27 protein-coding genes are annotated in these 22436 nt (G+C 65.8%); 13 read left to right on the forward strand and 14 right to left on the reverse strand.

Annotated elements, in window-relative coordinates; genetic code table 11:
- Nucleotides 1-46: 46 nt before the first annotated feature.
- Entirely contained in the window at nucleotides 47-907 is an 861-nt protein-coding gene (locus tag EA472_RS17900; RefSeq protein ID WP_124192876.1) for a TatD family hydrolase, read from the reverse strand.
- A gap of 231 nt (nucleotides 908-1138) precedes the next feature.
- Here EA472_RS17900 and EA472_RS17905 point away from each other — a divergent pair, with 231 nt between their 5' ends.
- Complete coding sequence (locus tag EA472_RS17905) at nucleotides 1139-1498, forward strand: hypothetical protein (protein WP_243637895.1); 360 nt, start codon at nucleotides 1139-1141, stop codon at nucleotides 1496-1498.
- A 37-nt stretch (nucleotides 1499-1535) separates the two neighbouring features.
- Here EA472_RS17905 and EA472_RS17910 read toward each other — a convergent pair whose 3' ends face one another.
- Complete coding sequence (locus tag EA472_RS17910) at nucleotides 1536-2012, reverse strand: NYN domain-containing protein (RefSeq protein ID WP_124192877.1); 477 nt, start codon at nucleotides 2010-2012, stop codon at nucleotides 1536-1538.
- Between the two features lie 167 nt (nucleotides 2013-2179).
- On the opposite strand from EA472_RS17910, the gene EA472_RS17915 reads away from it, so the two are divergent.
- From EA472_RS17915 to gcvH, 4 genes are all read left to right on the forward strand, one after another.
- On the forward strand, nucleotides 2180-2944 hold the full coding sequence (locus EA472_RS17915) for an SDR family NAD(P)-dependent oxidoreductase (protein WP_124192878.1): 765 nt from the start codon (nucleotides 2180-2182) through the stop codon (nucleotides 2942-2944).
- A gap of 282 nt (nucleotides 2945-3226) precedes the next feature.
- Nucleotides 3227-5248: a S8 family peptidase gene (locus EA472_RS17920; RefSeq protein WP_124192879.1), complete on the forward strand. Its 2022-nt coding sequence runs from the start codon at nucleotides 3227-3229 to the stop codon at nucleotides 5246-5248.
- A gap of 112 nt (nucleotides 5249-5360) precedes the next feature.
- Nucleotides 5361-6458 carry a glycine cleavage system aminomethyltransferase GcvT gene (gcvT, locus tag EA472_RS17925; protein ID WP_124192880.1) on the forward strand — a complete coding sequence of 366 codons (1098 nt, stop codon included), beginning with the start codon at nucleotides 5361-5363 and terminating at the stop codon, nucleotides 6456-6458.
- 1 nt (nucleotide 6459) lies between these two features.
- On the forward strand, nucleotides 6460-6843 hold the full coding sequence (gene gcvH, locus EA472_RS17930; protein ID WP_124192881.1) for a glycine cleavage system protein GcvH: 384 nt from the start codon (nucleotides 6460-6462) through the stop codon (nucleotides 6841-6843).
- A gap of 61 nt (nucleotides 6844-6904) precedes the next feature.
- Here gcvH and EA472_RS17935 read toward each other — a convergent pair whose 3' ends face one another.
- Nucleotides 6905-7102 carry a hypothetical protein gene (locus tag EA472_RS17935; protein WP_124192882.1) on the reverse strand — a complete coding sequence of 66 codons (198 nt, stop codon included), beginning with the start codon at nucleotides 7100-7102 and terminating at the stop codon, nucleotides 6905-6907.
- A gap of 21 nt (nucleotides 7103-7123) precedes the next feature.
- The gene (locus EA472_RS17940; RefSeq protein WP_124192883.1) at nucleotides 7124-7834 is read right to left on the reverse strand and encodes a helix-turn-helix domain-containing protein; all 711 of its coding nucleotides are present in this window, start codon (nucleotides 7832-7834) and stop codon (nucleotides 7124-7126) included.
- A 144-nt stretch (nucleotides 7835-7978) separates the two neighbouring features.
- Between EA472_RS17940 and EA472_RS17945 the strand changes: the two genes are divergently transcribed.
- A complete protein-coding gene (locus EA472_RS17945) occupies nucleotides 7979-8635 on the forward strand; it encodes a metal-dependent hydrolase (protein ID WP_124192884.1) in 657 nt (218 codons plus the stop codon).
- A 94-nt stretch (nucleotides 8636-8729) separates the two neighbouring features.
- Here the strand turns inward: EA472_RS17945 and EA472_RS17950 are convergent, their stop codons facing one another.
- A complete protein-coding gene (locus tag EA472_RS17950) occupies nucleotides 8730-8930 on the reverse strand; it encodes a DUF7835 family putative zinc beta-ribbon protein (RefSeq protein ID WP_124192885.1) in 201 nt (66 codons plus the stop codon).
- A 347-nt stretch (nucleotides 8931-9277) separates the two neighbouring features.
- Here EA472_RS17950 and EA472_RS17955 point away from each other — a divergent pair, with 347 nt between their 5' ends.
- A complete protein-coding gene (locus EA472_RS17955; protein WP_124192886.1) occupies nucleotides 9278-9628 on the forward strand; it encodes an ArsR/SmtB family transcription factor in 351 nt (116 codons plus the stop codon).
- A 99-nt stretch (nucleotides 9629-9727) separates the two neighbouring features.
- Entirely contained in the window at nucleotides 9728-10003 is a 276-nt protein-coding gene (locus EA472_RS17960; RefSeq protein ID WP_124192939.1) for a DUF7521 family protein, read from the forward strand.
- An 88-nt stretch (nucleotides 10004-10091) separates the two neighbouring features.
- On the opposite strand, the gene EA472_RS17965 is transcribed toward EA472_RS17960, so the two are convergent.
- The 7 genes from EA472_RS17965 to EA472_RS17995 all read right to left on the reverse strand — a co-directional run bounded on the left by EA472_RS17965 (nucleotide 10092) and on the right by EA472_RS17995 (nucleotide 15739).
- Nucleotides 10092-11249: a pyridoxal phosphate-dependent aminotransferase gene (locus EA472_RS17965; RefSeq protein ID WP_124192887.1), complete on the reverse strand. Its 1158-nt coding sequence runs from the start codon at nucleotides 11247-11249 to the stop codon at nucleotides 10092-10094.
- Nucleotides 11250-11251: 2 nt separating this feature from the next.
- Nucleotides 11252-11737, reverse strand: coding sequence for an Lrp/AsnC family transcriptional regulator (locus EA472_RS17970; RefSeq protein WP_124192888.1), 486 nt, complete (start codon nucleotides 11735-11737; stop codon nucleotides 11252-11254).
- Nucleotides 11738-11782: 45 nt separating this feature from the next.
- Entirely contained in the window at nucleotides 11783-12526 is a 744-nt protein-coding gene (locus EA472_RS17975) for a beta-ketoacyl-ACP reductase (RefSeq protein WP_124192889.1), read from the reverse strand.
- A gap of 160 nt (nucleotides 12527-12686) precedes the next feature.
- Nucleotides 12687-14318: a class III poly(R)-hydroxyalkanoic acid synthase subunit PhaC gene (gene phaC / locus EA472_RS17980; protein ID WP_124192890.1), complete on the reverse strand. Its 1632-nt coding sequence runs from the start codon at nucleotides 14316-14318 to the stop codon at nucleotides 12687-12689.
- Nucleotides 14319-14331: 13 nt separating this feature from the next.
- The gene (locus EA472_RS17985) at nucleotides 14332-14889 is read right to left on the reverse strand and encodes a poly(R)-hydroxyalkanoic acid synthase subunit PhaE (RefSeq protein ID WP_124192891.1); all 558 of its coding nucleotides are present in this window, start codon (nucleotides 14887-14889) and stop codon (nucleotides 14332-14334) included.
- A 47-nt stretch (nucleotides 14890-14936) separates the two neighbouring features.
- Nucleotides 14937-15422 carry a hypothetical protein gene (locus EA472_RS17990; RefSeq protein ID WP_124192892.1) on the reverse strand — a complete coding sequence of 162 codons (486 nt, stop codon included), beginning with the start codon at nucleotides 15420-15422 and terminating at the stop codon, nucleotides 14937-14939.
- On the reverse strand, nucleotides 15419-15739 hold the full coding sequence (locus EA472_RS17995) for an AbrB/MazE/SpoVT family DNA-binding domain-containing protein (RefSeq protein ID WP_124192893.1): 321 nt from the start codon (nucleotides 15737-15739) through the stop codon (nucleotides 15419-15421). Before EA472_RS17995 ends, EA472_RS17990 begins: the two co-directional genes overlap by 4 nt.
- Nucleotides 15740-16128: 389 nt before the next feature.
- On the opposite strand from EA472_RS17995, the gene EA472_RS18000 reads away from it, so the two are divergent.
- The 3 genes from EA472_RS18000 (at nucleotide 16129) to cdd (ending at nucleotide 18746) form a co-directional block, all read left to right on the forward strand.
- On the forward strand, nucleotides 16129-16761 hold the full coding sequence (locus tag EA472_RS18000) for a MaoC family dehydratase (RefSeq protein WP_124192894.1): 633 nt from the start codon (nucleotides 16129-16131) through the stop codon (nucleotides 16759-16761).
- A gap of 113 nt (nucleotides 16762-16874) precedes the next feature.
- Entirely contained in the window at nucleotides 16875-18254 is a 1380-nt protein-coding gene (locus tag EA472_RS18005; protein ID WP_124192895.1) for a phosphomannomutase, read from the forward strand.
- Between the two features lie 96 nt (nucleotides 18255-18350).
- Nucleotides 18351-18746 (forward strand): cytidine deaminase, encoded by a 396-nt coding sequence (cdd, locus tag EA472_RS18010; protein WP_124192896.1) that lies wholly within the window; start codon nucleotides 18351-18353, stop codon nucleotides 18744-18746.
- Between the two features lie 68 nt (nucleotides 18747-18814).
- Here cdd and EA472_RS18015 read toward each other — a convergent pair whose 3' ends face one another.
- Entirely contained in the window at nucleotides 18815-19243 is a 429-nt protein-coding gene (locus EA472_RS18015) for a DUF488 family protein, N3 subclade (RefSeq protein WP_124192897.1), read from the reverse strand.
- Nucleotides 19244-19302: 59 nt separating this feature from the next.
- Here EA472_RS18015 and EA472_RS18020 point away from each other — a divergent pair, with 59 nt between their 5' ends.
- Nucleotides 19303-20127: a nucleoside phosphorylase gene (locus EA472_RS18020; protein WP_124192898.1), complete on the forward strand. Its 825-nt coding sequence runs from the start codon at nucleotides 19303-19305 to the stop codon at nucleotides 20125-20127.
- A 13-nt stretch (nucleotides 20128-20140) separates the two neighbouring features.
- On the opposite strand, the gene gfcR is transcribed toward EA472_RS18020, so the two are convergent.
- Nucleotides 20141-20791, reverse strand: a complete 651-nt coding sequence (gfcR, locus tag EA472_RS18025; protein ID WP_124192899.1) for a transcriptional regulator GfcR — start codon at nucleotides 20789-20791, stop codon at nucleotides 20141-20143.
- A gap of 173 nt (nucleotides 20792-20964) precedes the next feature.
- On the opposite strand from gfcR, the gene EA472_RS18030 reads away from it, so the two are divergent.
- Entirely contained in the window at nucleotides 20965-22230 is a 1266-nt protein-coding gene (locus EA472_RS18030; RefSeq protein ID WP_124192900.1) for an HAD family hydrolase, read from the forward strand.
- Nucleotides 22231-22436 lie beyond the last annotated feature (206 nt).

Genomic DNA, 22436 nt, shown 5'->3' on the forward strand with positions numbered 1-22436 from the left:
CGAGTCGGCCCGACCGGAGAGACGCGCTCGCGTCCGCGTCCGCGGCTCATCCGGTCCGAGATGCCTCGAGCGTCGCTTCGGTGTCGATGCCGTACACCCGCGCCGGCGTCTCGACGTGTGCGTTCCGGACGGCGTCGTCGTAGCCGTTCTCGAGCAGCCAGGCGACGCGGCGGGGGACGGTCTTGGGACCGAGAACGGCACCCGGTCTGTCGGGATCGTCGATGTAGTCGGTTTCCATCAGGAACGGCTCGCCGCGCTCGGCGGCCACCTCGAGTTCGTCTTTCCGACTGATCACGCTCGGGATCGGCCCCTCGAGTCGACCGCCCGCGTAGTGTTTGACGACCCTGTGGGCCGCCAGTCCGACCGCTTCGGCCCACTCGGTGACGTCGGACATCTCCTCGCTCGACTCGGCGTGAAGCTGGACCGCACACTCGAGGTCCGCGGCGCGCTCGAACGCCCGGCGCATGACGTCGTTGGACGCCTCTCGGACGGCGTCGTCGACCTCGTAGTGGGGGCGGCCCGATTTCAGCGCCAGCGCCCGGCCGTCCGCGACGTACTCCGCCGCGACGTCGATCCCGCCCCGCATGATCTCGCGAGCCCGCTCGGGGGAGTAGCCGCGCTCGTCGACCAGCCGCGAGATCAGTCCGGGATGGACGCCGAGTACGGGCCAGGCGCGTCCCTCGAGTTCCGCCGACGCGGCGTCGACGATCTCGACGGTTCGATCGAACACGGGCCGAAAGTCCTCGCCCGCGTCGGCCTCGACGCCGAGGTGCCAGGACGGCTTGTTCACCACGAGCAGGTGAGTCCCGCCGACGCGGGCGAAGTCGCGGACGGCGTCGATGCCGCGGTTGTTGTCCGGATCGAGGTGCAGGTGATTGTCGAGCACCGGCGTCCCGTCGTCGATCATACGCGCCTGTGGGCGGTCCGGCCGTGAAAAGTCACCGAATCGTCGCTCCGGCGACCCGGATCGCATCCGGGTCCACGGCGTATCGGTTCCCTCGCGATCGGTCAGACGGCTCGTCGCCGCCAGTTCCGGTCGGACCGCGATCCGTCTGCGGTTGCACCGCTACGTCAATGCAACGGACCGTCTCGATCGAGGTGAGCGACCGCTTTTGTTCGTTCGTCGCCACTAGCACTCATGACCGCGTTTTCGACCGAAGGAAGATCGCGATCGGTCCTCCTCGAGTGGCTATCCGGGCTGTGGACGTACTACCGAGGATACACCCACAGCGCGGCCCACGCGGGTGCGGCGGCCGCGCTCTCGGCGTTCGGACTGTTCACGTTCGTCGACCCGCTGTTCGCGATCGTCGGCGTCGTCGCGTACGTCTGTCCGCCCGTCGTCCTCTATTACCTCGACGGCGGCCCGGGTGTCGATGGCGTCGACGGCGACTCGCACGGTGACGGCGATTCCGACGGCGAGGACGGCGATTCGGATACTGACGGTTCCGACGGCGATTTCGACGGTGACGACGGGGACACCGACTCGGACGGCTCGTAACCGCGCGGTCGCGCGATGTCCCGATCGAGCGCCGGCGCTACGGCTCGAGGGTGACGGCTTCGTCCGCCGCGTTCTGGAGGGCGTCGGAGCGGCCGTGGATCCCCGGCGCGATGGCGACGGTCTCGACGCCGACGGCACCCGCGTACTCGAGCACCGGTTTGAAGTCCGTATCCCGCGACGCGATCGCGAGCGTGTCGACGGTTCCGTCGCCGACGAGCGCCGTGGCGTCGACGGCCAGTTTGACGTCGACGTCGCCGCTGGTGACGATCACCTCGAAACCGCGAGCTTCGGCGGCCTGGATGAGTCCGGGCGTCGCGTGCTCGTCGAGGTAGAGGCGGATGATTCCCACGCGGCCGAGCTCTCGAGCGGCGTCCCGGAGGTCGTCGAGGTCGACGTCGAACTCGTCGCGGAACACGTTCGGCCCGTCGACGAAGAGCCCGACGCTCGGGGCGGACGTCGGCTCGGCGGGCCGTTTCGAGCCGACATCGAAGAGCGCGCGAACGCGTTCGAGCATGTTCGTCGTTTCGCGAGCCGGCAGATAGGTGTGGCGAAAGGTCGCCGGGAGCGCGATTCACGGGTCGCGACGAACGGGACCGCTCGCGGGAGGGACGCTTCTCGAACCGCGAGAGGTGGGGGTGGTTTTTACCTGCGAACGGTGTCCGTTCGACGGAGGATACACAGATGACACGGTTCGACGACTCGACGGCGATCGTCACCGGCGGCGGATCGGGCATCGGCGAACGAACGGCGCGGACGCTCGCGAACGACGGCGCGAACGTCGTCGTCGCGGACATCGACAGGGAGAACGGCGAATCAGTTGCGGCGACGATATCCGAGGAAACCGACGCCGAGGCGACGTTCGTCGCCGTGGACGTCACCGACGACGGCGACGTCGCGGAGATGGTCGAGACGGCGACCGAGAAGTACGGCGGCCTCGACGTCGCCGTGAACAACGCGGGGATCGGAAGCACGCTCGTGCCGACGGCGGAGGTGTCCGAACGCGACTGGCAGCAGGTGATCGACGTGAACCTCACCGGCGTCTGGCGCTGTCTCCGCGCCGAGATCGACGCGATGGCCGAGGAAGGCGGCGGTGCGATCGTCAACACGGCGTCGATCCTCGGGCGCGTCGGTACGGAGGGTGCACCCGCCTACACCGCCTCGAAACACGGCGTCGTCGGCCTCACGAAAGTCGCCGCGCTCGATTACGCGTCGGACGATATCAGGGTCAACGCCGTCTGTCCGGGATACGTCGAGACGCCAATGCTCGAGGAAGCCGGGCTCTACGAGGACGAGGCGACGGTGGAGCAGCTACGAGAGCTGCATCCGCAGGGTCGACTCGGCGAGCCACGGGAGATCGCCGACGCGATCGCGTGGCTGTGTTCCGACGAGGCGTCGTTCGCGACGGGAGAGGCGATGGCGATCGACGGGGGGTACCTGAGCAGGTGACGAAATCGGTCGCCGTCCGACAGTCCCACACCGCGTTCGCCAGTACGCCCACTGAGTCGCCGTAGATCGCGCCCTCGAGGATTCGCCCCGTCGCCTCCTTGCGGAAACGCCGTGCGAGTTTATCACACTCTCGAGTCGGTAGTGCTTCCCGGGCTTCACCTGTTCGCCGTTTATATTCGATTGATGTTGTGAATGACACCTCTCATCTGAAAATATAATCGAATAAATCAACTCGAGTTCGCAAAGATATTAATAATTTCACCGAATGTTGATTGTCGTTGTATGCCACCTACTGACTCCGCGGAACGGGACCGGCGATCGGTCCTCAAAGCCGCTGGCGCGCTCGGTGCCTTCTTCGGTTCGACCGGGGTCGCCAGCGCCACGCCCGGACGCGACCCGGGCTCGAAAGAACAAGAGCTGCTCGTCGGCGTCTCCTCGTCTACTTCGGACGCCGAGTCGACGGTCCGATCCGCGCTCTCCGGGAACGCGGACGTCGTCCACTCGAACGAGGTTCTCGAGTACGTTTCGATCAGGTTTCCCGCGCAGACGCCCGAGGAAGCGAAAGAGCGGGTCGAGGAAACGCTCGAAGGGATCGACGCGATCGAGTACGTCGAAGAGAACGCGACGATTCAGGCGCTGTATACGCCGAACGACCCACATTACGGCGCTCAGCACGCGCCACAGCAGGTCAACTGCGAAGGGGCGTGGGAGCGAACGCTTGGCGACGACGACGTCGTCATCTCCGTCGTCGATCAGGCGGTCCAGCACGACCACGAAAATCTCGAGCCGAACGTCGACGACCGCATCGGAGAGGTGTTCGTCGGCCGGATGAGCGAGCCGTATCCGGCTAATTCGAACGAAACGCACGGAACGATCGTGGCCGGCATCGCGGCCGGAGCGACCGACAACGCGACCGGACACGCCGGGATCAGCAACTGTACGTTCCTGAGCGCCCGCGCGCTCGACGAAAGCGGCAGCGGCTCGCTCTCGGACGTCGCCGACGCGATCCAGTGGTCCGCCGACAGCGGTGCCGACGTTATCAACCTCTCGCTTGCCAGCTCGAGCGACTGGCGGACGCTCGAAAACGCCTGCGAGTACGCCGTCGCGCAGGGCTGTCTCCTCGTCGGCGGTGCCGGAAACGACGGCGGGTCCGTCCTCTATCCCGCCGCCTACGACTCCGTGATCGCCGTCTCGGCGCTCACGTCGAACGACGGACTCGCGTCGTTCTCGAACCGCGGATCGGCGATCGAACTCGCCGCGCCCGGAACCAGCCTCGTCTCGACCACTCTCGACGACGGATACACGCGGGCGTCGGGAACGTCGATGTCCACGCCGGTCGTCTCCGGCGTCGCCGGGCTGGTGCTGTCGGCCTATCCCGATCTCTCCGTCGAGGAGCTGCGCGAGCACCTCCGGGAGACGGCGACGGACGTCGGACTCTCGAGCAGCGCCCAGGGGTACGGACGGGTGGACGCGGACGCGGCGGTGAACACCGTCCCGGACGGCTACGAGCCGGACGACGGAGACGACGGTGACGAGGGCGACGGTGAGGACGATACCGACGACGATGACGACGACGCGGAACCCGCGGGACGCCTTCTGGCGTTCATCACCGAGCCCGACACGAGGGGGGCGGGCTACGAGTTCACGGCCGAAGGACCGGTCGAGTTCGCCGACGCGCCCTACGACAGCCCGTCCGGCGGGAACATCGAGGGCGGCACGTACGTCTCGGAAGACTTCATCGAGGAGGACGACGGGACGTGGCACGCCGGCGGCGTCACCGGCGGCGGCCACGGCGACGCCTTCCGGGTCGATGGCCCGGTCACGTCGATCGACCTGGAACAGCCCGACGGCATGTGGATCGAACTCGACGGCGAGGAACGATCGACCGAGGAGGTCATCGCGGAGACTGGTGGCAACGACGAGCAAGAAGACGGAGGTGAGGAGGACGACGGAGACGACGACACCGACCGCTGTGGAGCCGAAACGGAGACCGCGAGCGTCGAAAGCAGCCTCCGGGCGAGCTGGTTCGGCCGACGTGACAGGTGGAGCTACGCCCTGCGAACGTCGAACCCCTGTGGCGCGACGGTCTCCATCGACGGGCCGTCGGACGCGGACTTCGACCTCTACGTGACGACCGACGGAAGCCGACCGTCGCGGACGAGTTACGACGAAGCGTCGACCGGCGACGGCAGCGACGAAGAAGTCGACGTCGACCTCTCGGGCGACGAGACGATTCGCATCCTCGTTCGCGCGGAAGACGGCAGCGGCAGTTACACGCTGACCATCGAAGAGCGCGGTACGTAGTCGGCGACTCGTGCACGCACCTGCCTTTTGCTCGTCGCAACGGTGACCAACGGACCGCCCGCCTCTCGAGGCGACGAAAAGACATTACTGTATCCGCGGTGTCGGCTCGAGTATGCCGCTTCAGACGCCGCCGTTGCGTGGGATCCACGACGAGCGTGGCGCGAAGTTCACGGAGTTCGGCGGCTGGGACATGCCGGTCGAGTTCGACTCGATTCGTACGGAACACACGGCCGTGCGCACCGAAGCGGGTATCTTCGACGTCTCGCATATGGGCCAGATTCACGTCACCGGCCCGGACGCGGCGTCGCTGATGCAACGACTCACCAGCAACGACGTCACGCGACTCGACGTCGGGGAGAGTCAGTACGCGACGATCACCGACGAAGACGGCGTTATTCTCGACGACACCGTCGTCTACCGGCTCCCCGACGAAGACGGGGATGCGACGTACCTCTTCGTTCCAAACGCCGGAACCGACGAGGCGACCCACGAGCGCTGGATCGAGTTCCGAAACGAGTGGGGCCTCGATGCGACCGTCGACAACCGCACCGACGAGTACGCCATGTTCGCCGTCCAGGGACCGGCCGCCCCGGAACTGGTCGAGGACGTGATCGACGGATCCGTGGCCGACCGCTCGCGATTCGAAGCCGAGTACGCGGCGATCGACGGCGTCGAGTGCTGGACGGCCCGAACCGGCTACACCGGCGAGGACGGCTTCGAACTGATCGTCCCCTGGAACGAGGCCGAGCGGATCTGGTCGGCGTTCGACTGCCAGCCCTGCGGGCTCGGCGCTCGCGATACGCTCCGGATCGAAGCCGGCTTCCTGCTCGCCGGCCAGGAGTTCGATCCCGAGTCGAACCCCCGGACGCCGTACGAGGCGGGGATCGGCTTCACCGTCGCGCTCGACACCGAGTTCGTCGGCAGGGACGCACTCGAGCGGATCGAACGGGACGGAGTCGAGGAGAAACTCGTCGGCTTTCAGCTCATCGACCGCGGCGTTCCGCGCCACGGGTACGACGTGACGAACACCGACGACCGGGTCGTCGGAACCGTCACCAGCGGCACGATGAGTCCTACCCTCGAGCAGGCGATCGGCCTCGGCTACGTGCCGATCGAGTACGCAGAGCCCGGGACGACCCTGCGGGTCGTCGTTCGCGGCCAGTCGAAAAAGGCAAGAGTCGAACCCACGCCGTTTATCGACACAGCATAACATGAGCTTCGACGTACCATCGGACAGGCGGTATCTGGAATCACACGAGTGGGCACTCGAGACGAACGGGACGGTTCGCGTCGGAATCACGGACTTCGCTCAGGACGAACTGGGCGACGTGGTCTTCGTCGAACTGCCGGACGAGGGCGAGTCGGTGACACAGGAAGGCGAGTTCGGCATCGTCGAATCGATCAAGGCCGTCTCCGATCTCTACGCGCCGGTCGCCGGCGAGGTCGTCGCGGTCAACGAGGCGCTGTTCGACGCGCCCGAACTCGTCAACGGCGATCCGTTCGGCGAGGGGTGGATGCTCGAGATCGATCCCGACGACGCAGCCGAACTCGAGGAGCTCCTGTCGGCCGCGGAGTACGAAGACCAGATCGCCTGATTTCGCACTCGAGGTGCGACGGGGATTCGGACGGGAGCGATCTCGCGGAACGCGGACGCACCTATTCGATCGACCGGATGCGATTGGCGACGATCATCGCCGCCCCTGAGACCGCGACCGCGCCGATCGCCCACGCGAGCCAGACGATCGGCTCGTCGACGAGCCAAACGGCCGAGAGCGTCGCGAGGTAGGCGGCCGTGAGCCCGATGGTCGCCCGTTCGGTTCGATCGATGTCGTCGAAAATCGGTGCGAGGATCATCGTCGATACCGCACGCGGAACTCACTCGAGTGAAACGAGCCGCTCGAGAACGTTCTCGAGCGGCGCGGTCGTCACGGCCAGCGAGTAGCCGTCGATGCGCGCGAGGTCTCGCGCGTGGTCCCACAGTTCGTCCTCCTCGAGCCCGTGGAGGACGACGGCGTTGGGCGTCGGGTTGACGACCCGGAGTGCGATACCGACGCCTTCTCCACGGGTCACGTTGGTGAACACGAGCACGCGGTTCGTGCTCTGGCCGTAGAGTCGGAAGAACTCCTCGCTCGAGAGACGGGTGATCGCCTCGATGCTGTCGACGACGGTGTGACCGCTGATGTGGCTCGTGTTCCCGGTGACGATCTCGGTCGCCTCGAGTTCGTCGTGCAGCCGCGAGACGGGGATCGACGTCGCGTACTCCCGGAGATCGAGGACGACGTCGCTGTCGAAACCGGCCGAGAGCACGCGTCCGTACTGTCGGATTCGGTCGCCGCCTCTGCGCTCGTCGATCTCGAGCAGTCCTTCGACGAGACGGCCGACGACGCCGATGCCGGGACTCTCTCGGCGGCCGCTTTCGTAGTCGGAGATGACCGACGAAGAGACGTCGAGTTCCGCCGCGAGATCCGTCTGGGAGACGTCGAAGTCGGTTCGCCACTTACGCAGCGTTGCCCCGGGATCGTCGCTCAGGGTAATCTCTCCGGCGATCTTCTCCGCGAGTTCCCGTTTCGGTCCGCGTCCGCCCATGTGCGTCGGTCACGCGGTCGCCTCAAGTAGCTACCGGAGTCGCCGGTTCCGGCCGCCCCCTCCGAGCCGGCGGACGAGACGACTCGACGGCCGGCCGCTCGGTCGCGGGCAACAGTAAAGCGACGACGGTTCCAGACGATCGATATGCCATCGACAATCGTCCACGTCGCGATCGCTGGAATGATGGGGGCGGCGCTGCTGGGTGATCGGTTCGACACGAAAGCGATCCTGATTGTCATGGGCGCGACGGCGATCATCGACCTCGATACGCTGATCGGCATCTACGTGCCCGGAACCCACCGCGCGGCGTTTCACAACGTCTGGATCGTCCTCGTGCCCGCCGCGCTGTTACTGTGGGACGTCAAACTTCGCGATCGATCGTTCGTCCTCGAACGCTGGGGCGAGTACGGCTACCGCGTGGCGTGGGTGACGCTCGTCACGGTGTTGTTCGCGCACATTCTACTCGACGCGTTCTTCAACGGAGTCAACCTCTTCTGGCCGGTTCACGACCGATTTTACGACCTCTCGGGAACGCTACTCGTCACCGACCAGCGCGGACTCGTCCAGACGTTCGTCGAGATCGATTCGGAGACGGGCGGCGTCGACGAGTCGACCGTGCGCGGAACGACCGCGGACACGCACTACTCGACGGGATTCGATCCGACCCGGGACGAGCCGCCTGCCGACGTCGAGCGCGTCTTCCCGATCGCCGCTACCGGTGAGCGATTCGTGTTGACCGTCGCAGGCTTCGGAACGGTGCTGTACCGAATCGTCGAAACCCGCCGGAGCGACGACGAGTGATCGGGGGAGCACCGGCTACGTCTCGACGACGCGGTCACGGATCGACGTGATGGAGCGGGTGTCCGACCGCGAAAACGCAAACGCACTCGAAAAATCAGGCGTTGTTCATCCGCTTGCTGTCGCGGTTCCCACACCGGAGACACTCCCGGACGCGGTAGGGCTCGCGCGAGTATCGCGCGTTCTTTCCGTCACCGCCTTCGGTGATGAGCTGGACGGTCACTTCGTGTAACGTGTCAGTTTCGCAAACTTCGCAGGGCTCGGTCATCCCGTTCGAGACGTCATTAGTCGTTGCCATACCCGTGTATCGTATCTCCCCATCATATAACGTCGACAGCGACTTCGTACGGGGATAATTGCTATATAAAGGTATTTTCGCTGATTGAGAAAGCCCAATCGAACGACAGGAGTCTCGCCGGAGTAGAGCCGGAAAAACATGTGTTATCTTACACCAATGGTCGGCCAAAATTCGTCGGAGTAGGCGGCCCGACACAGTCGGAAACGAACCCATCGGACGGGGTTTGTCGAATTACCCGGCGGGAACCAACACCTTGGAACAGCGACACGCGGTGGAAAGCGAAAGCGATCGTGACTGTTTGATCAACCCAGAAAACCTTTTGCTTGAGAGTTCCAGAGGAATCATACATGGATGATGAGGCCCCCATCGAAGAGATCCTCAACACGATCGGGGACGAACACGCCCGGACCGTACTCGCGTCGATCAGTCGCGAACCGGGCTCCGCGAAGGAACTAGCCGACCGACTGGATCTCTCTCAACCGACCATCTACCGACGTATCGACGTCCTCCAGGAGTACGACCTCATCAAAGAACGGACGCTCGTCGCCGACGACGGCAACCACTACAAGGAGTACACGTGCAACTTCAACAGCACGGTCATCTCGCTCGAGGACGACGAGTACGACGTTCGCATCTTCCGGGAAGAGAACCTGCCGGACCGGTTCTCCCGTCTCTGGGACGACCTCGGTGTCAAATGAACTCGAGCTACCGACCGCCGACGATGACGACGATCGATTCGCCGACCGCCCGACGAGGTACCACCGATGAGTGAGCTGGGAGAGACCCTCCTGATGCTCATGGAGAGCCAGCTCGCGGAAGTCCTGTTGATGCTGATGCAGATGACGGTGTTCGCGCTCGCGCTCGGGCTGACGCTCATCAGCTTCCAGTCGTACTGCGCCAACCCGTCGAAGCGTCTCGAGTCGGCGTTCATCGGCTTCGCGTTTCTCAGCATGGGCGTCGGGATGACGACGATCGTCTCACAGATTACCTCGCCGATAACGGTCTTCTACATCGTCGAGACGATTCCGTTCATCGTCGGCTTCGGCATGCTGTACGTCTCGCTGTACCGGTGATCGGACTGGAAACCGATTCGTCGAATCGGTCGCCGTGAGAACGCGGTCGTCGACGGACGCTCACACGCGAGGACCGAACCCTCGCCGCTCAGGTGTGCTCGTCGACGAACGCCTCGATCCGGACCAGCGCCTCCCGCAGTTCCTCGAGCCCCGTCGCGTACGAGACCCGCAGGTGCCCCTCGCCGCCCTCGCCGAAGACGTCGCCGGGGACGACGGCCACCCCCTGCTCTCGGAGCACCGCCTCCGCGAACTCCTCGGACGTAAAGCTCTCCGGCACCTCGGGGAAACAGTAGAACGCACCCTTCGCCTCGAAGACGTCCATTCCGATCTCGCGAAAGCGCGAGAGGACGAACCGCCGCCTGCGATCGTACTGATCGATCATCTCGCGAACGTCGTTCTCGCACGACTCGAGGGCTTCGAGCGCGGCGTACTGGGCCGTCGTCGGCGCCGAGAGCATCGTGTACTGGTGAATCCTGTTCATCGCGCCGACGACGTCCGCGGGGCCGAGCGCGTATCCCAGCCGCAGGCCGGTCATCGCGTGGGCCTTCGAAAAGCCGTTGAAGACGATCGTTCGCTCGCGCATGCCCGGTAACGTGGCGATCGATGCGTGCTCACCGTCGTAGGTCAACTCGGCGTAGATCTCGTCCGAGAGGACCGTCACGTCGTGTTCGCGCGCGAACTCCGCGATCGGCTCGAGGTCCGACTCGCGCATGATCGCGCCGGTCGGGTTGTTGGGATAACAGAGGACCAGTAGGTCCGCGTTCTCGGCACCCGCGTCCTCGAGCGCCTCGACGGTGAGTCGAAACTCGTCCCGTTCGTTCGTCGGAACGGAGAGCACCTCGCCGCCGGCGAAGATCACGCCCGGCTCGTACGAGATGTACGCCGGCTGGGCGATCGCGACGGTGTCGCCCGGATCGACGAGCGCTCGAAAGGCGAGATCGACCGCCTCGCTCGCTCCGGCGGTGACGATGATCTCCTCGTCGGGATCGTAGTCGAAGTCGAATCGGTCCGCGACGTAGCCGGCGATCGCTTCCCTGAGTTCGCGTTTTCCTCGATTCGCGGTGTAGGAGGTCTTGCCGCGCTCGAGGGAGGCGATCGCGGCGTCGCGAGCGGCCCACGGCGTCGAGAAGTCGGGTTCGCCGACGCCCAGCGAGATGACCTCGTCGCGCTCCTCTGCGATCTCGAAAAAGCGCCGAATGCCTGACGGCGGAACCGCCTGCACCCGGTCGGAGAGTTCGATCGTCATGGTCAGGGCGAGACCGAGAGCCGATCGTCGTCGTCGCCGTCGCCGAGTTCGATCCCGTGTTCCTTGTAGGAGGTCATCACGTAGTGGGTGACCGTCTGGGTGATCTCGGGGACCGGCGCGACCTTTTCGCTGATGAACTGGGAGACCTCGCGGATCGAATCGCCCTCGACCTCCATGTCGAAGTCGTAGTCGCCGCTGACCAGCCGCAGCGCTCTGACCTGCGGAAACCGTGCGAGGCGCTCCGCGATGTCGCCGTATCCCGTCTCGCGGTCGAGCCTGACGTTCAACTCGACTTCGGCGCGGACGCGTTCGTCCTCGAGTTTGTCCCAGTCGACCACCGGCTGGTACCCACGGACCACGCCCGCTGCCTCGAGTTCCTCGATTACCGCCTCGACCTCGCTCTCCTCGAGGTCGGTCATTCGCGCGATGTCGGCCGCGGAGTACCGCGCGTTCTCACGAAGGGACTCGAGCACCTCGCGTTCGCTCATACGACTTCGAAGCGCGAGCGCGAGTAAAAACGTTGTTGAATCGCCTCACAGATCCATCCCGCCGTTGACGTCGATCACCTCGCCGGTGACGTACGACGACGCTTCGCTCGCGAGAAACCGCACGACTGCGGCGACGTCTTCGACCTCGGCGAGGCGCTCGAGCGGGATGCCCGAGACGATGCGCTCGAGGACGGACTCCGGAACGCTCTCTAACATGTCCGTCCGGGTGAATCCGGGCGCGACGCAGTTGGCCGTCGAACCGCCCTGTGCCAGTTCGAGGGCGATGGTGCGCGTGAATCCGAACAGTCCGCTTTTGGCCGCGGCGTAGTTGGCCTGCCCGAAGTTCCCCTGTTTGCCGACGACGCTCGAGATGTTGATCAGTCGCCCCTCGTTCGCGTTCCAGATGTCGTCGTAGAACGCCTGGGTGCAGTTGAACGTCCCTCCGAGGTTGACGTCCATCACGCGATCCCACTCCTCGGGGGTCATGTCGACGAACTGCGTGTCGGCCGTGATTCCCGCGTTGTTCACCAGCACGTCGGCGGGACCGAACGCGTCGTGACAGATATCGACCATCTCCTCGACCTCCACCCGGCTGGTGACGTCGGCCCGCGCGGCGACTGCGCTCCCGCCTGCGGTTTCGATCGCGTCGATCGCCTCGTTCGCCGCCTCCTCGGAAGAGCGGTAGTTGATGACGACGTTGGCACCCTCCGCGCCGAGGTACTCGGCGATACCGCGTCCGATGCCGCGCGCCGATCCCGTGACCACGCACGTCCGTCCGTCCATAGACATGGCTAGGACCACGTTCTACCTCCGACAGTATATAAGAACCTGTGGCCGCGACGGGCCGTCCCGCCAGCCCCGGTCGTCGAACTCGAGTCGGCGTTTCCGAACCGAACTCGAGTCGGCCTCGGATATCGAACGACGGACGAACCGAGACGGTCGATTCGCGTCAGCGCTCGCGCGCCTGCTCGATCCAGTCGTCGACGCGACTCGGCGACAGCCCCGTTTCGGCCGCGAGCTCCGCGGTGTCCGCCTCGGCGAGCTGGTCGAACGTGTCGACGCCCGCCTCGGACAGGACGTTCGCGTACGCCCGACCGACGCCGTCGAGGTCGGTCAGATCGTCCGTTTCGGCGTCGATCGCGGACTCCTCGTCGCCCCCGCTCCCGTCGACGGTATCGGGGTCGTCTGCGACCTCCTCGACGACTTCCTCGTCGACGGTCATCTCACCGGGCTCGGCGGGCTCGTCGTCGACGTCGGACTCGCCGCGCGCTTCGATCTCCTCGTCGGAGCGCTCGTCGCCGACGTACTCGCTCGTTTCGGCCTCGAGGTCGGCGTCAGAAGCGGACTCGAGGTTCCCGGTCGAACCGGCGATCGACTCGGCGTCGACCCCGTTCTCGAGGTCGTCGGGTCCGCGCTCGTCGCCAGCGACGTCTTCGGCCAGCGCGGCGTCCGGTTCGTCGGGTTCGGGCGTCTCCGGCTCAGACTCGACGCCGGCACCGTTCGAGCGTGCCTCGAACCAGTCACAGACCTCGGGCCAGAGTTCGTCGTGGCTGCGCGAGGAGACGGACATGCCGATGTGGCCGGTCGGGAACTCGAGGATCTCGGTGTCCTCGGCGGGAATTTCCTCGTTGAACGGCTTCGACGCACCCGGCGGGATGAGGTGATCGTACTCGGCGACGATCTGGAGGACGGGCATCTCGACGTTCGTGATGTCGACGCGTTCGCCGTTCAGGTGGAGTTCGTTTCTGTGGAGTTTGTTCGCCTGGTAGATGTCGCGGATGAACTCCTCGTAGGCGCGGCCGGCGACGTCGATCCCTTCGTCGAGCCAGCGCTCCATCCGGGCGAAGTTCTCGACGAAGTCTTCGTCCTCGACGTTGTCGTAGAAGCGGACGTACTTCGTGACGTTGTTGGCGACGGGATCCATCAGCGCGAAGCCGACGTCCAGAAACTCCGCGGGGACGTTGTCGAACGTCTCGGTCACCGTCTCGGGGTCGTAGTACTCCTCGGCACCCCACAGTTCGAGGACGCCCCCCTCACCGGCGAAACAGAGTCCGGAGGCCATCAACGCGAGGTTCTTGACCTTTTCGGGGAACAACGCGGCGTACATCGCCGACATCGTCCCGCCCATGCAGTAGCCGAGGACGTTGATCTCATCCTGATCCGAGCGCTCGCGAACCACGTCGGCGCAGTTGTCGATGTAGCGCGTGACGTAGTCGTCGAGGCCGAGCGTCCGGTCGAGCTTCGACGGTTCGCCCCAGTCGATGAGGTAGACGTCGAAACCGGCCTCGAGCAGCGTCTGGACGACCGATCGGTCGGGCTGGAGGTCGAGAATGTACGGCTTGTTGATGAGCGCGTAGACGACGAGGATCGGCACGTCGTGTTGCTCGTCGGTCTTTGGCTCGTAGTGGAGGAGTTCGAGCTTGTTCTCCCCGTAGACGACCTCGCTCGGCGTCGATCCGACGTCGACGTTCTCGATCGTCTCGGTGCGCTCCGGGGCGATTCGGCTCTTGTCCGCCAGGTTGGCGGTGGCCTCCCAGGCCTGTCGCTGGAAGTCCAGTGCGGTTGCGTACGGATTTTTCATGGCTCGTGGTGGCTCACTCTTGGTCCTCGTCTTCGAGGTGATCGAGGACGCGGTCGAGCTTTCGCTCGACGTCGTGCTGGCGGCGTTCGAGTTCGACGAGGCGGTCGCCGATCTCGAGGACGTCCTCCTCGGTGGCGAAGCCGAGGGTGCGAAGCGTCTCCTGTGCGGTCTCGTCGGCCTGCTGTTGTAACTCGAGGACGTCGCCGACGGTCTCGCCGGTCATCTTCGCGAAGGCGGTCGTCGACATGACCTCCTTGAACGCCTCGTTGGCCGTGTTGAGCCAGACGTCGCGGAACTCCTCGGCGTCGACGTCTTCGCCCTCGAGGCTGTCGTTCATCCGCTCGACCATCTGCTTGGAGGCGTTCATCCAGGTCTCGTAGGCCCTGGCGTAGCCCTCGAGTCCGTCCGAGACCTCGTTGTCCTCGCTTAGCTCGCCGACGGTTTCGGACCAGCTCTCGACGAACCGGGCCTGGGCCTCGACGTTGTCCTCGAACGCCTCGATGAATTGTTCGTTCCACTGTTCGACGACCGCGTTCCAGTTCTGCGCCGGAGGCTGCTCTGAATCGGACATTGGTTACCTATAGGGGTGGAGTTGTGAAAAGGCTGAGGTGGGTCGACTCAGGCCGACGCGTCGAACTCCTCGGCGGTCTCTTCGACGTTCTCGGCCGCGACCGCCACGTTGTGCTCGAGCTGTTCGTGGGCCTGCAGGAACGACTCGAAGGAGGCGTCCACCATCTCGGAGTAGTTCGCGGCGAACTCGTCGTAGGCGGCTTCGGACTCCTCGAGCGTCTCGACGACGGCCGCGATCGACTCCGACTGCGCGCTGGTCGCGGAGTCGACGCTCTCGTCGGCGAGTTCTCGCAGTTCGTCGAACTCGGCGGCCCCTTCGGGCATCGTCGACTCGAGGGCGTCGAAGTACGCGTGGACGGCTCCGCGGGAGAGTTCCGCGTTGGACGTCGCGAGCGAGCTCGACGCCTCGAGTGCGTCGGCGAACGCGCCGATCGAGGTTCGCTGGGCCTCGAGGGCGTCGTGGGTGAGGTGCTGGGTCTGTTCGACTGCGGTGCGCTGTGCGTCGAAGAACGCGGTGAGTGGGTTCTGAGTCATTGTGTTTCCTCTCGGTTTCGTTTGACGGGGACGACGATCGTCTGGACGATGTCACCCTCTTCGATGTCGAGGGCGTCCCGTTCGGGTTCGGGAATGCTGATCCGACCGCCGCTCTGGACGCGGGCTTTGAACGTCGCCGTTCCCATGTTCATCGGCCCGAACGCGCCCGCGTCGTCGAAGGGAGTCTTCGTACTCGCTTCCATCAACTGGCGCATCATCTCCTGCTGGGATTCAGCAACCTGCTCGCCCGCTTCCTGCATCTGCTGGCCGAACATGGCCGGCGGGAACCAGAGCGATCGGTCGGAGTCGTCCGTCATCACTCGAGTGAACGTGGGGGAACGGGATAAGGCTTTCCACTAGAAACCATCAAATGGTACTAGATGGTTTCAGTTGGGCGGGGGCGCGAACGTGATGGCCTTAGTCCGCACCGCGGTCGATCGCGGCGTCGGCAGTTCGCTGGCGTTCCGGGACCCGGATCGGATCCCTCGCAATACCTGCGATCCGACTCGAGGAACCACCAGTCCGGTCGAGACGCCGGTGCGAAACCGTCTCGATACTCGAACGGTCGCGACAATAGTCACTTACTCGCAGCGGGGGCCGGTAATACGTCGTTAAACGGGGCGAAACGATCGGATCCGGATCGCCTGATAACAGCGGAGTGATGCAGCCAAAGAGTGATAAATCCTCCAGCCCTAGCATCGAGCAGATGTCACACCAGAACAGTGGGGGGAACAACTTCGCCGCCATGACGAACGCGTGGACGGCGATGACCCGGAGCTTCTTCCAGGGTGCGGCCGCCGCCAACCGCGCCGCGTTCTCCGCGATGGTTCCCGATACGACCGCCGCTCGATCGAACGGTAAAACGACGTCCGCCTCGGTTCCGTCGGTTACGCACTCCGACCTCGACTGGGCGTTCGAGCGAACCGTCGACGATCCGACCCGGATCGACGTGGGGGATACGGTGACGTTCGCGAAGACGATCTCGGACGAGGACGTCAGAGCGTTCGCCAGCATCAGCGGCGACACGAACCGCCTCCACCTCGACGACGAGTTCGCGACGGAGACGCGCTTTGGCGAACGGATCGTTCACGGGACGCTCGTTTCGGGGCTCATCAGCGCCGCCCTCGCCCGACTCCCCGGTCTCACCGTGTATCTCTCCCAGGACCTCGAGTTCACCGCGCCGGTCGGCATCGGCGATCGCGTCTCCGCGCGCGTCGAAGTCGTCGAAGACCTCGGCCGCGACCAGTACCGGCTCGAGACGACCATCCGCAACGAGGACGACGACGCGACGGTGATCGACGGCGAAGCCGTCGTCCTGATCGACGACCTTCCCGAGTAGGGTTCACACTCGAGTCGCTTCCGTCCGCAACCGTCCTCGGTTCGCGTCGCAGCGATAGTCGCACCTCTTCTCTCAGCGGACAGTATAAGTGCCTCCTCGGGAAACGACCCCACATGACGCTGTTCGGGACCGCCGGAATTCGCGGTCCGGTCGCTGAGATCACGCCGTCGCTCGCGCTGGCCGTCGGTCAGGCCGCGGGCGAACCGGGCGAAACGTTCGTCGTGGGCCGAGACGGTCGCGAAACCGGTCCGGCGCTCGCCGCCGCGATGGAGGCCGGACTCGAGAGCGCCGGCGCCGACGTTTACCGGATCGGACGAGTTCCGACCCCCGCGCTCGCGTTCGCCTCGCGCGGCCGTCGCGGAGTGATGCTCACCGCGAGCCACAATCCACCGTCGGACAACGGGATCAAACTCTTCGTCGACGGCGTCGAGTACGACCGCGAGGCCGAGCGATCGATCGAAGCCGCGGTCGACGCGAACGACACCGAGCCAGCGCCGTGGAACGAGTGGGGTCACTCGGACCGCCTCGCCGTGCTCGAGGAGTACCGCGACGCAGTCACGGCGTACGTCCGCGGCCGATTCGTCGGGGACGACGACCGCGGCGACGTCCTCGCGGGACTCTCGATCGCGGTCGACTGCGGAAACGGGATGGGCGGGCTCGCCACGCCACAGGTGCTCGAGCGTCTGGGTGCCGACGTCGTCGCGGTGAACGCGAACGTCGACGGTCACTTCAGTGCGCGGCCGAGCAAACCGACGCCGGAGACGCTGAGCGAGTTCTCGTCGTTTCTCGCGAGCGGGACGTTCGACGTCGGCCTGGCCCACGACGGCGACGCCGACCGACTGGTCGTCACGGGACCGGACGGGGCCGTGATCCACGAAGACACCGTCCTCGCCGTCGTCGCCGCACACTACGTGACCCAGAGCGACGCCGCCGATCCGGTCGTCGTCACGACGCCGAACGCCTCGGCGCGCATCGACGAGCGCGTCCGCGACGCCGGCGGCCGGGTCGAACGAGTCCGGCTGGGCGCGTTGCACGAGGGAATCGCTCGCGAGCGCCGGCGGGCCGACGACGACACGGCGGTCGTCTTCGCAGCCGAACCCTGGAAGCACGTACACCCCGCCCTCGGCGGCTGGATCGACGGCGTCGCGAGCGCCGCGCTCGTCGCTGGGCTCGTCGCCGGCGCGGGCGACACCGACGCCCTCAGAGCGCCGGTGACCGAACGGCCGTACCGGAAGGTGAGCGTCGACTGTCCCGACGAACGAAAGGCCGACGCGATGGCCGCCCTCGAGACGGAACTCCCGGCGACGTTTCCCGACGCGACCGTCGACACGGATTACGGCGTTCGCCTCGAGTTTTCCGACGCGTCGTGGATCCTCGTGCGCCCGAGCGGAACCGAGCCGTACGTTCGCATCTACGCCGAAAGCGACGAGGTCGACGACCTGGTCGAACGCGCGAGCGACGTCGTCGAGACGGCGGTCGACGACGCTGCGTAGCCCCCGGAATCGGACCGGCGAGATCTCCCGAAGTCCTCTCGCGACGGGACGACGGCCGCCGGTGGCTTCTTGCGCTCGCAGACGGTATCGCGTGCTATGGACGAACGCGAGTTGATCGAGGCCGCACGCGAGGTGCAGTCGGCCGCTCACGTCCCCTACTCCGAGTACCGGGTCGGGGCGGCACTCGAGACCGCGGCCGGCGAGGTGTTCGTCGGCTGCAACCTCGAGAACGCCAACTTCAGCAACAGCCTCCACGCCGAGGAGGTCGCGATCGCCGAGGCTGTCAAAAACGGTCACCGCGAGTTCACCCGACTCGCCGTCAGCTCCGACCGACGCGACGGCGTCACTCCCTGCGGAATGTGTCGACAGACGCTCGCGGAGTTTTGCGACGAGGAGCTTCCGGTGGTCTGTGACCACGGGGTCGAGGAGCCTGCCCGGTACACGCTCGGGGAACTCATTCCGAACACGATCTCACGGGACACCCTCGAGTGATTCGGCCGCCGGCGGATCGGTTCGCTCTCGACGGCGGCGACTGCTGGTACGTCGACGGCCGCAGTCCATCACCGCAGAGAGGCGAGGCGCTCTCGCAAAATCGTCCGGTGGCACCGCTTTTTCTCGGTGTTCTCGTAGCAGACGATCGCCAGCGATTCGCCGGCCGCCAGCCGATCCTCGAGCGCCGCCAGCGAATCCCTCGCGTCGTCCGACCGCTCGAGGTAGTCGCGATAGCGCTCGCCGAACCCGACGTCGTCCCAGGCGGCGTTGTGTGCGCCTTCCGCACAGAGGCCGCACAGTTTCAGCTCCTCCTCGGCGTCGCGCATCGCCTCGAGGAGGTCCGTCGGCGGACCGAGTTCGGGGTGGTTCTCGTCGACGGTCGCGTGAAACCACGACGTCGGCCGACGAACGACCCCGACGAGCGTCGCGTCCGCGGGAAGCTCGACGAGATCGTGCTGGATCGCCGCGACGTAGGTGTCGGTGAGCGAGCCGTCCATACCCGTGCTACGGCCGTCCCCCATTTATATACGGCGTCGCCGCGAACCGCGCCTATCCGATGCCAGGCGACAGCGAAGATCCGAACGCCGACGTACAGTACCACCTCGAGGTGGGTCCGGACGACGTCGCCGAGACCGTCCTCCTGCCGGGAAACCCCGAGCGCCTCGAGAAGATCGTCGCCCACTGGGACGACCACGAACTGATGGCCCACCACCGCGAGTATCGGACCGCGACGGGCACCTACGAGGGAACGCCGATCTCGGTCACCTCGACGGGGATCGGCAGCCCCTCGGCGGCGATCGCGGTCGAGGAACTCGCGCGGGTCGGCTGCGAGACGTTCCTTCGAGTGGGCTCGTGCGGGGCGATCCAGCCGGAGATGAGCGTCGGCGACCTCGTGATCACGACCGGCGCGGTTCGCCAGGAGGGGACCAGCGCGGAGTACGTCCGGGAGGATTACCCCGCCGTCGCCGACCACGAGGTCGTCTCCGCGCTGATCGCCGCCGCAGAGCGGCTGGGCTACGAGTACCATGCGGGACTGACGATGAGCGCCGACTCGTTTTACGCCGGACAGGGACGGGCCGGCTACGACGGGTTCGAAGCCGCCGGTTCGGCCGACCTCGTCGACCGACTCGCCGAGGCGAACGTCAAGAACATCGAGATGGAAGCGAGCGCGATCTGTACGCTCGCCTCGATCTACGGGCTCCGCGCGGGCGCGGTCTGTACGGTGTACGCCGACCGCGACGGCGGCGAGTTCCGAACCGAAGGCGAGTCGCGAGCAGCAGAAACCGCGTCGCTCGCGGCGCACCTGCTCGCGAAGATGGACGAGCGAAAACGCGAGGCGGGCGTCGATCGCTGGCACGCCGGGTTGGCGATAGAGGACTGATCCCCGCGATCGATCACTCGTCTTTGCCGACGCTGATGACCTGCAACAGCGAGTAGACGGGAACGCCGTCGACCTCCTCGATACCCTGTTTGTCCGCGAGCACGACGCACGCCAGCGGATCTCCGCCTTGGGCACGGATCGCGTCGATCGTCTCGTGCATCGTCGTGCCGCTCGTGATCGTGTCGTCGACGACGTAACACTCCCGGTTGCGGATACCCGCGAAATTGCGGGAGAACGTCCCGCCGAGGTCTTCGATGTCGCCTTCTTCCCACTGGTGTTTCGCGGGGGTGTAGGTCGCGAGGTCCGTCTCGAGTTCGCGGGCGACGAGCGTGGCGATCGGACCGCCCGCCTTCTCGATGCCGACGGTCAGGTCGACGTCCTCGCCGTGTTTGGCGAGCAGGTCGGCCATCGCGGCGGCGACGTAGCACATCCGCTTGCTGTCGCGGCCGATGGCCGACCAGTCGACGTGGATGTCCTGTGGGCCGCTGACGGGGTGTTCTTCGGCGGTCTGCGTGGGCCGGTCCGTCGGTTGCGCGTCGCTGCGTTCGACGAGCCAGCTCGCGGTCTCGCGGGAGACGTTCAGTTCGTCCGCGATCTCTCCCTTCGAGAGCCCTCGAGCGGCGAGCTCCGCTGCACTCTCGATCAGGTCGTCGACGTTCTTCATATATCGGCGAGTTCGGTCGCCGCTTTTATATACTGTTCGTTGACGCGGGAGAATACCCGGAGGGGGTCGCCGGGCGTCCGGCGGTCTCGGTCGACGCGTCGCCGCCCTCCGTGGCATCCGGTTCCTCGAGGACAGCGAAAACGCTTACTCCTCGGGGCCAGGGTGTTCGTCACATGGAACGATACGATCTCGTCTACCGCCTGTACGACGAGTACGACACGGAGACGCTTCGGGAGTACCAGGAGTTCGTCGACGTCTTTCCCGCCGTCGACTCGCGGGTCGCCCTCGAGCACTGGCAGAGCGCGACCGAGGAACTCGAGCACCGAAAGGACGAGATCCGTTCGGCGTTCGCCGCCGGCGAGACGTTCGCGGAAGTCGCCTCGCGGGCGAACCGCGACCAAGCGTTTACCGCCCTCGATCTCGAGGCGAAGTACGGCCGGGCCGTGAACGTGCTGGTCCTCGACGTCGACGAGACGCTCCGGTCGGCCGGGGGCACCGACAACGAGATTCCCCGGGAGACGCTGTACGTCCTCACGGAGTTTTACGACGCGGGCGTCCCGATCGTCATCTGTACGGGCCAGACCCTGGAGAACGTCAAGGGGTTCGCGATCCAGGGACTGGGCAGCGAGATCGTTCACTCGGGGAACCTCTCGATCGTCTACGAGGCGGGCACCGGCGTGTTCACGCCCGGCCACGGCGCGGAGACGAAACAGCTCCTCTACGAGGACCTCGAAGAAGAGATCAGAGACGTCTTCGACGACGTGCGCTCGCGCGTGCTCCCGGAGGCACCCGAGGAGCTGCGGCGGGGCTGTCACCTCCAGGGAAACGAGTTCAACGTGACGATGAAGCCCAACTACGAGACCGGATCGTCGCGCGCCCGCGAGACCATCGACGAGGCGCTGGTCTACCTGATCGACCTGCTGGCGGATGCGGTCGGAACGGCGGTGGAGGCGGGCGACGGCGAGATCGGATCGAACGGCGGGACCGTCGTCGACTGGACCCGGACGTTCTACGCGAGCCAGGACCCCGAGATCAGGACCGTCCTCGAGGGGGAGGGTGCCTACCCGGATCTGCAATCGGACGACGTTCCCGACGAACTCGCGTCCGTGCTCGAGCGGATCGACGTCGCCTACTACGAGGCCGACGCGGCCGAGATCGGAAGTCTCGAGCTGAACAAGGTCGTCGGCGTCGAGCGGGCGCTCGACGTCCTCGACGTCGACGATCCGTTCGCGCTGGTGATGGGCGACTCCAAGAGCGATCTGCGCGTGATGGAGTGGATCGCGGAGACCGGCGCCGGCATCGCGGCCGCGCCAGAACACGCCTCCCGCGACACGCTGGCTCACGTCCTCGAGACGGACGAACTCGTCTTCGACCGCGGCAAGAGCGTCGACGTCCTCCGGACGGTGTACGCGCTGAACCGGCTTGCGCGCCTCGACTGATACGGATTGCTGTGACGATTTACCGGCGCAACCGCGACCCGTACGGCGGTTGCGCCGGAAATGACGTACGGTAAACCGGATGAAACGGCTCCGTCACCGTCTGTCGGGACAACCGCAGCCCGCTCGTGGTTGCACCGGAACCGACGGACAGAAGACCGTCTGCGAGCCGTTCCCGGACCTCCCGATCCCGTCGATATTTGGGATCG

Origin of the sequence: Natrarchaeobius oligotrophus (assembly GCF_003841465.1) — an archaeon.
Lineage (GTDB): Archaea > Halobacteriota > Halobacteria > Halobacteriales > Natrialbaceae > Natrarchaeobius > Natrarchaeobius oligotrophus.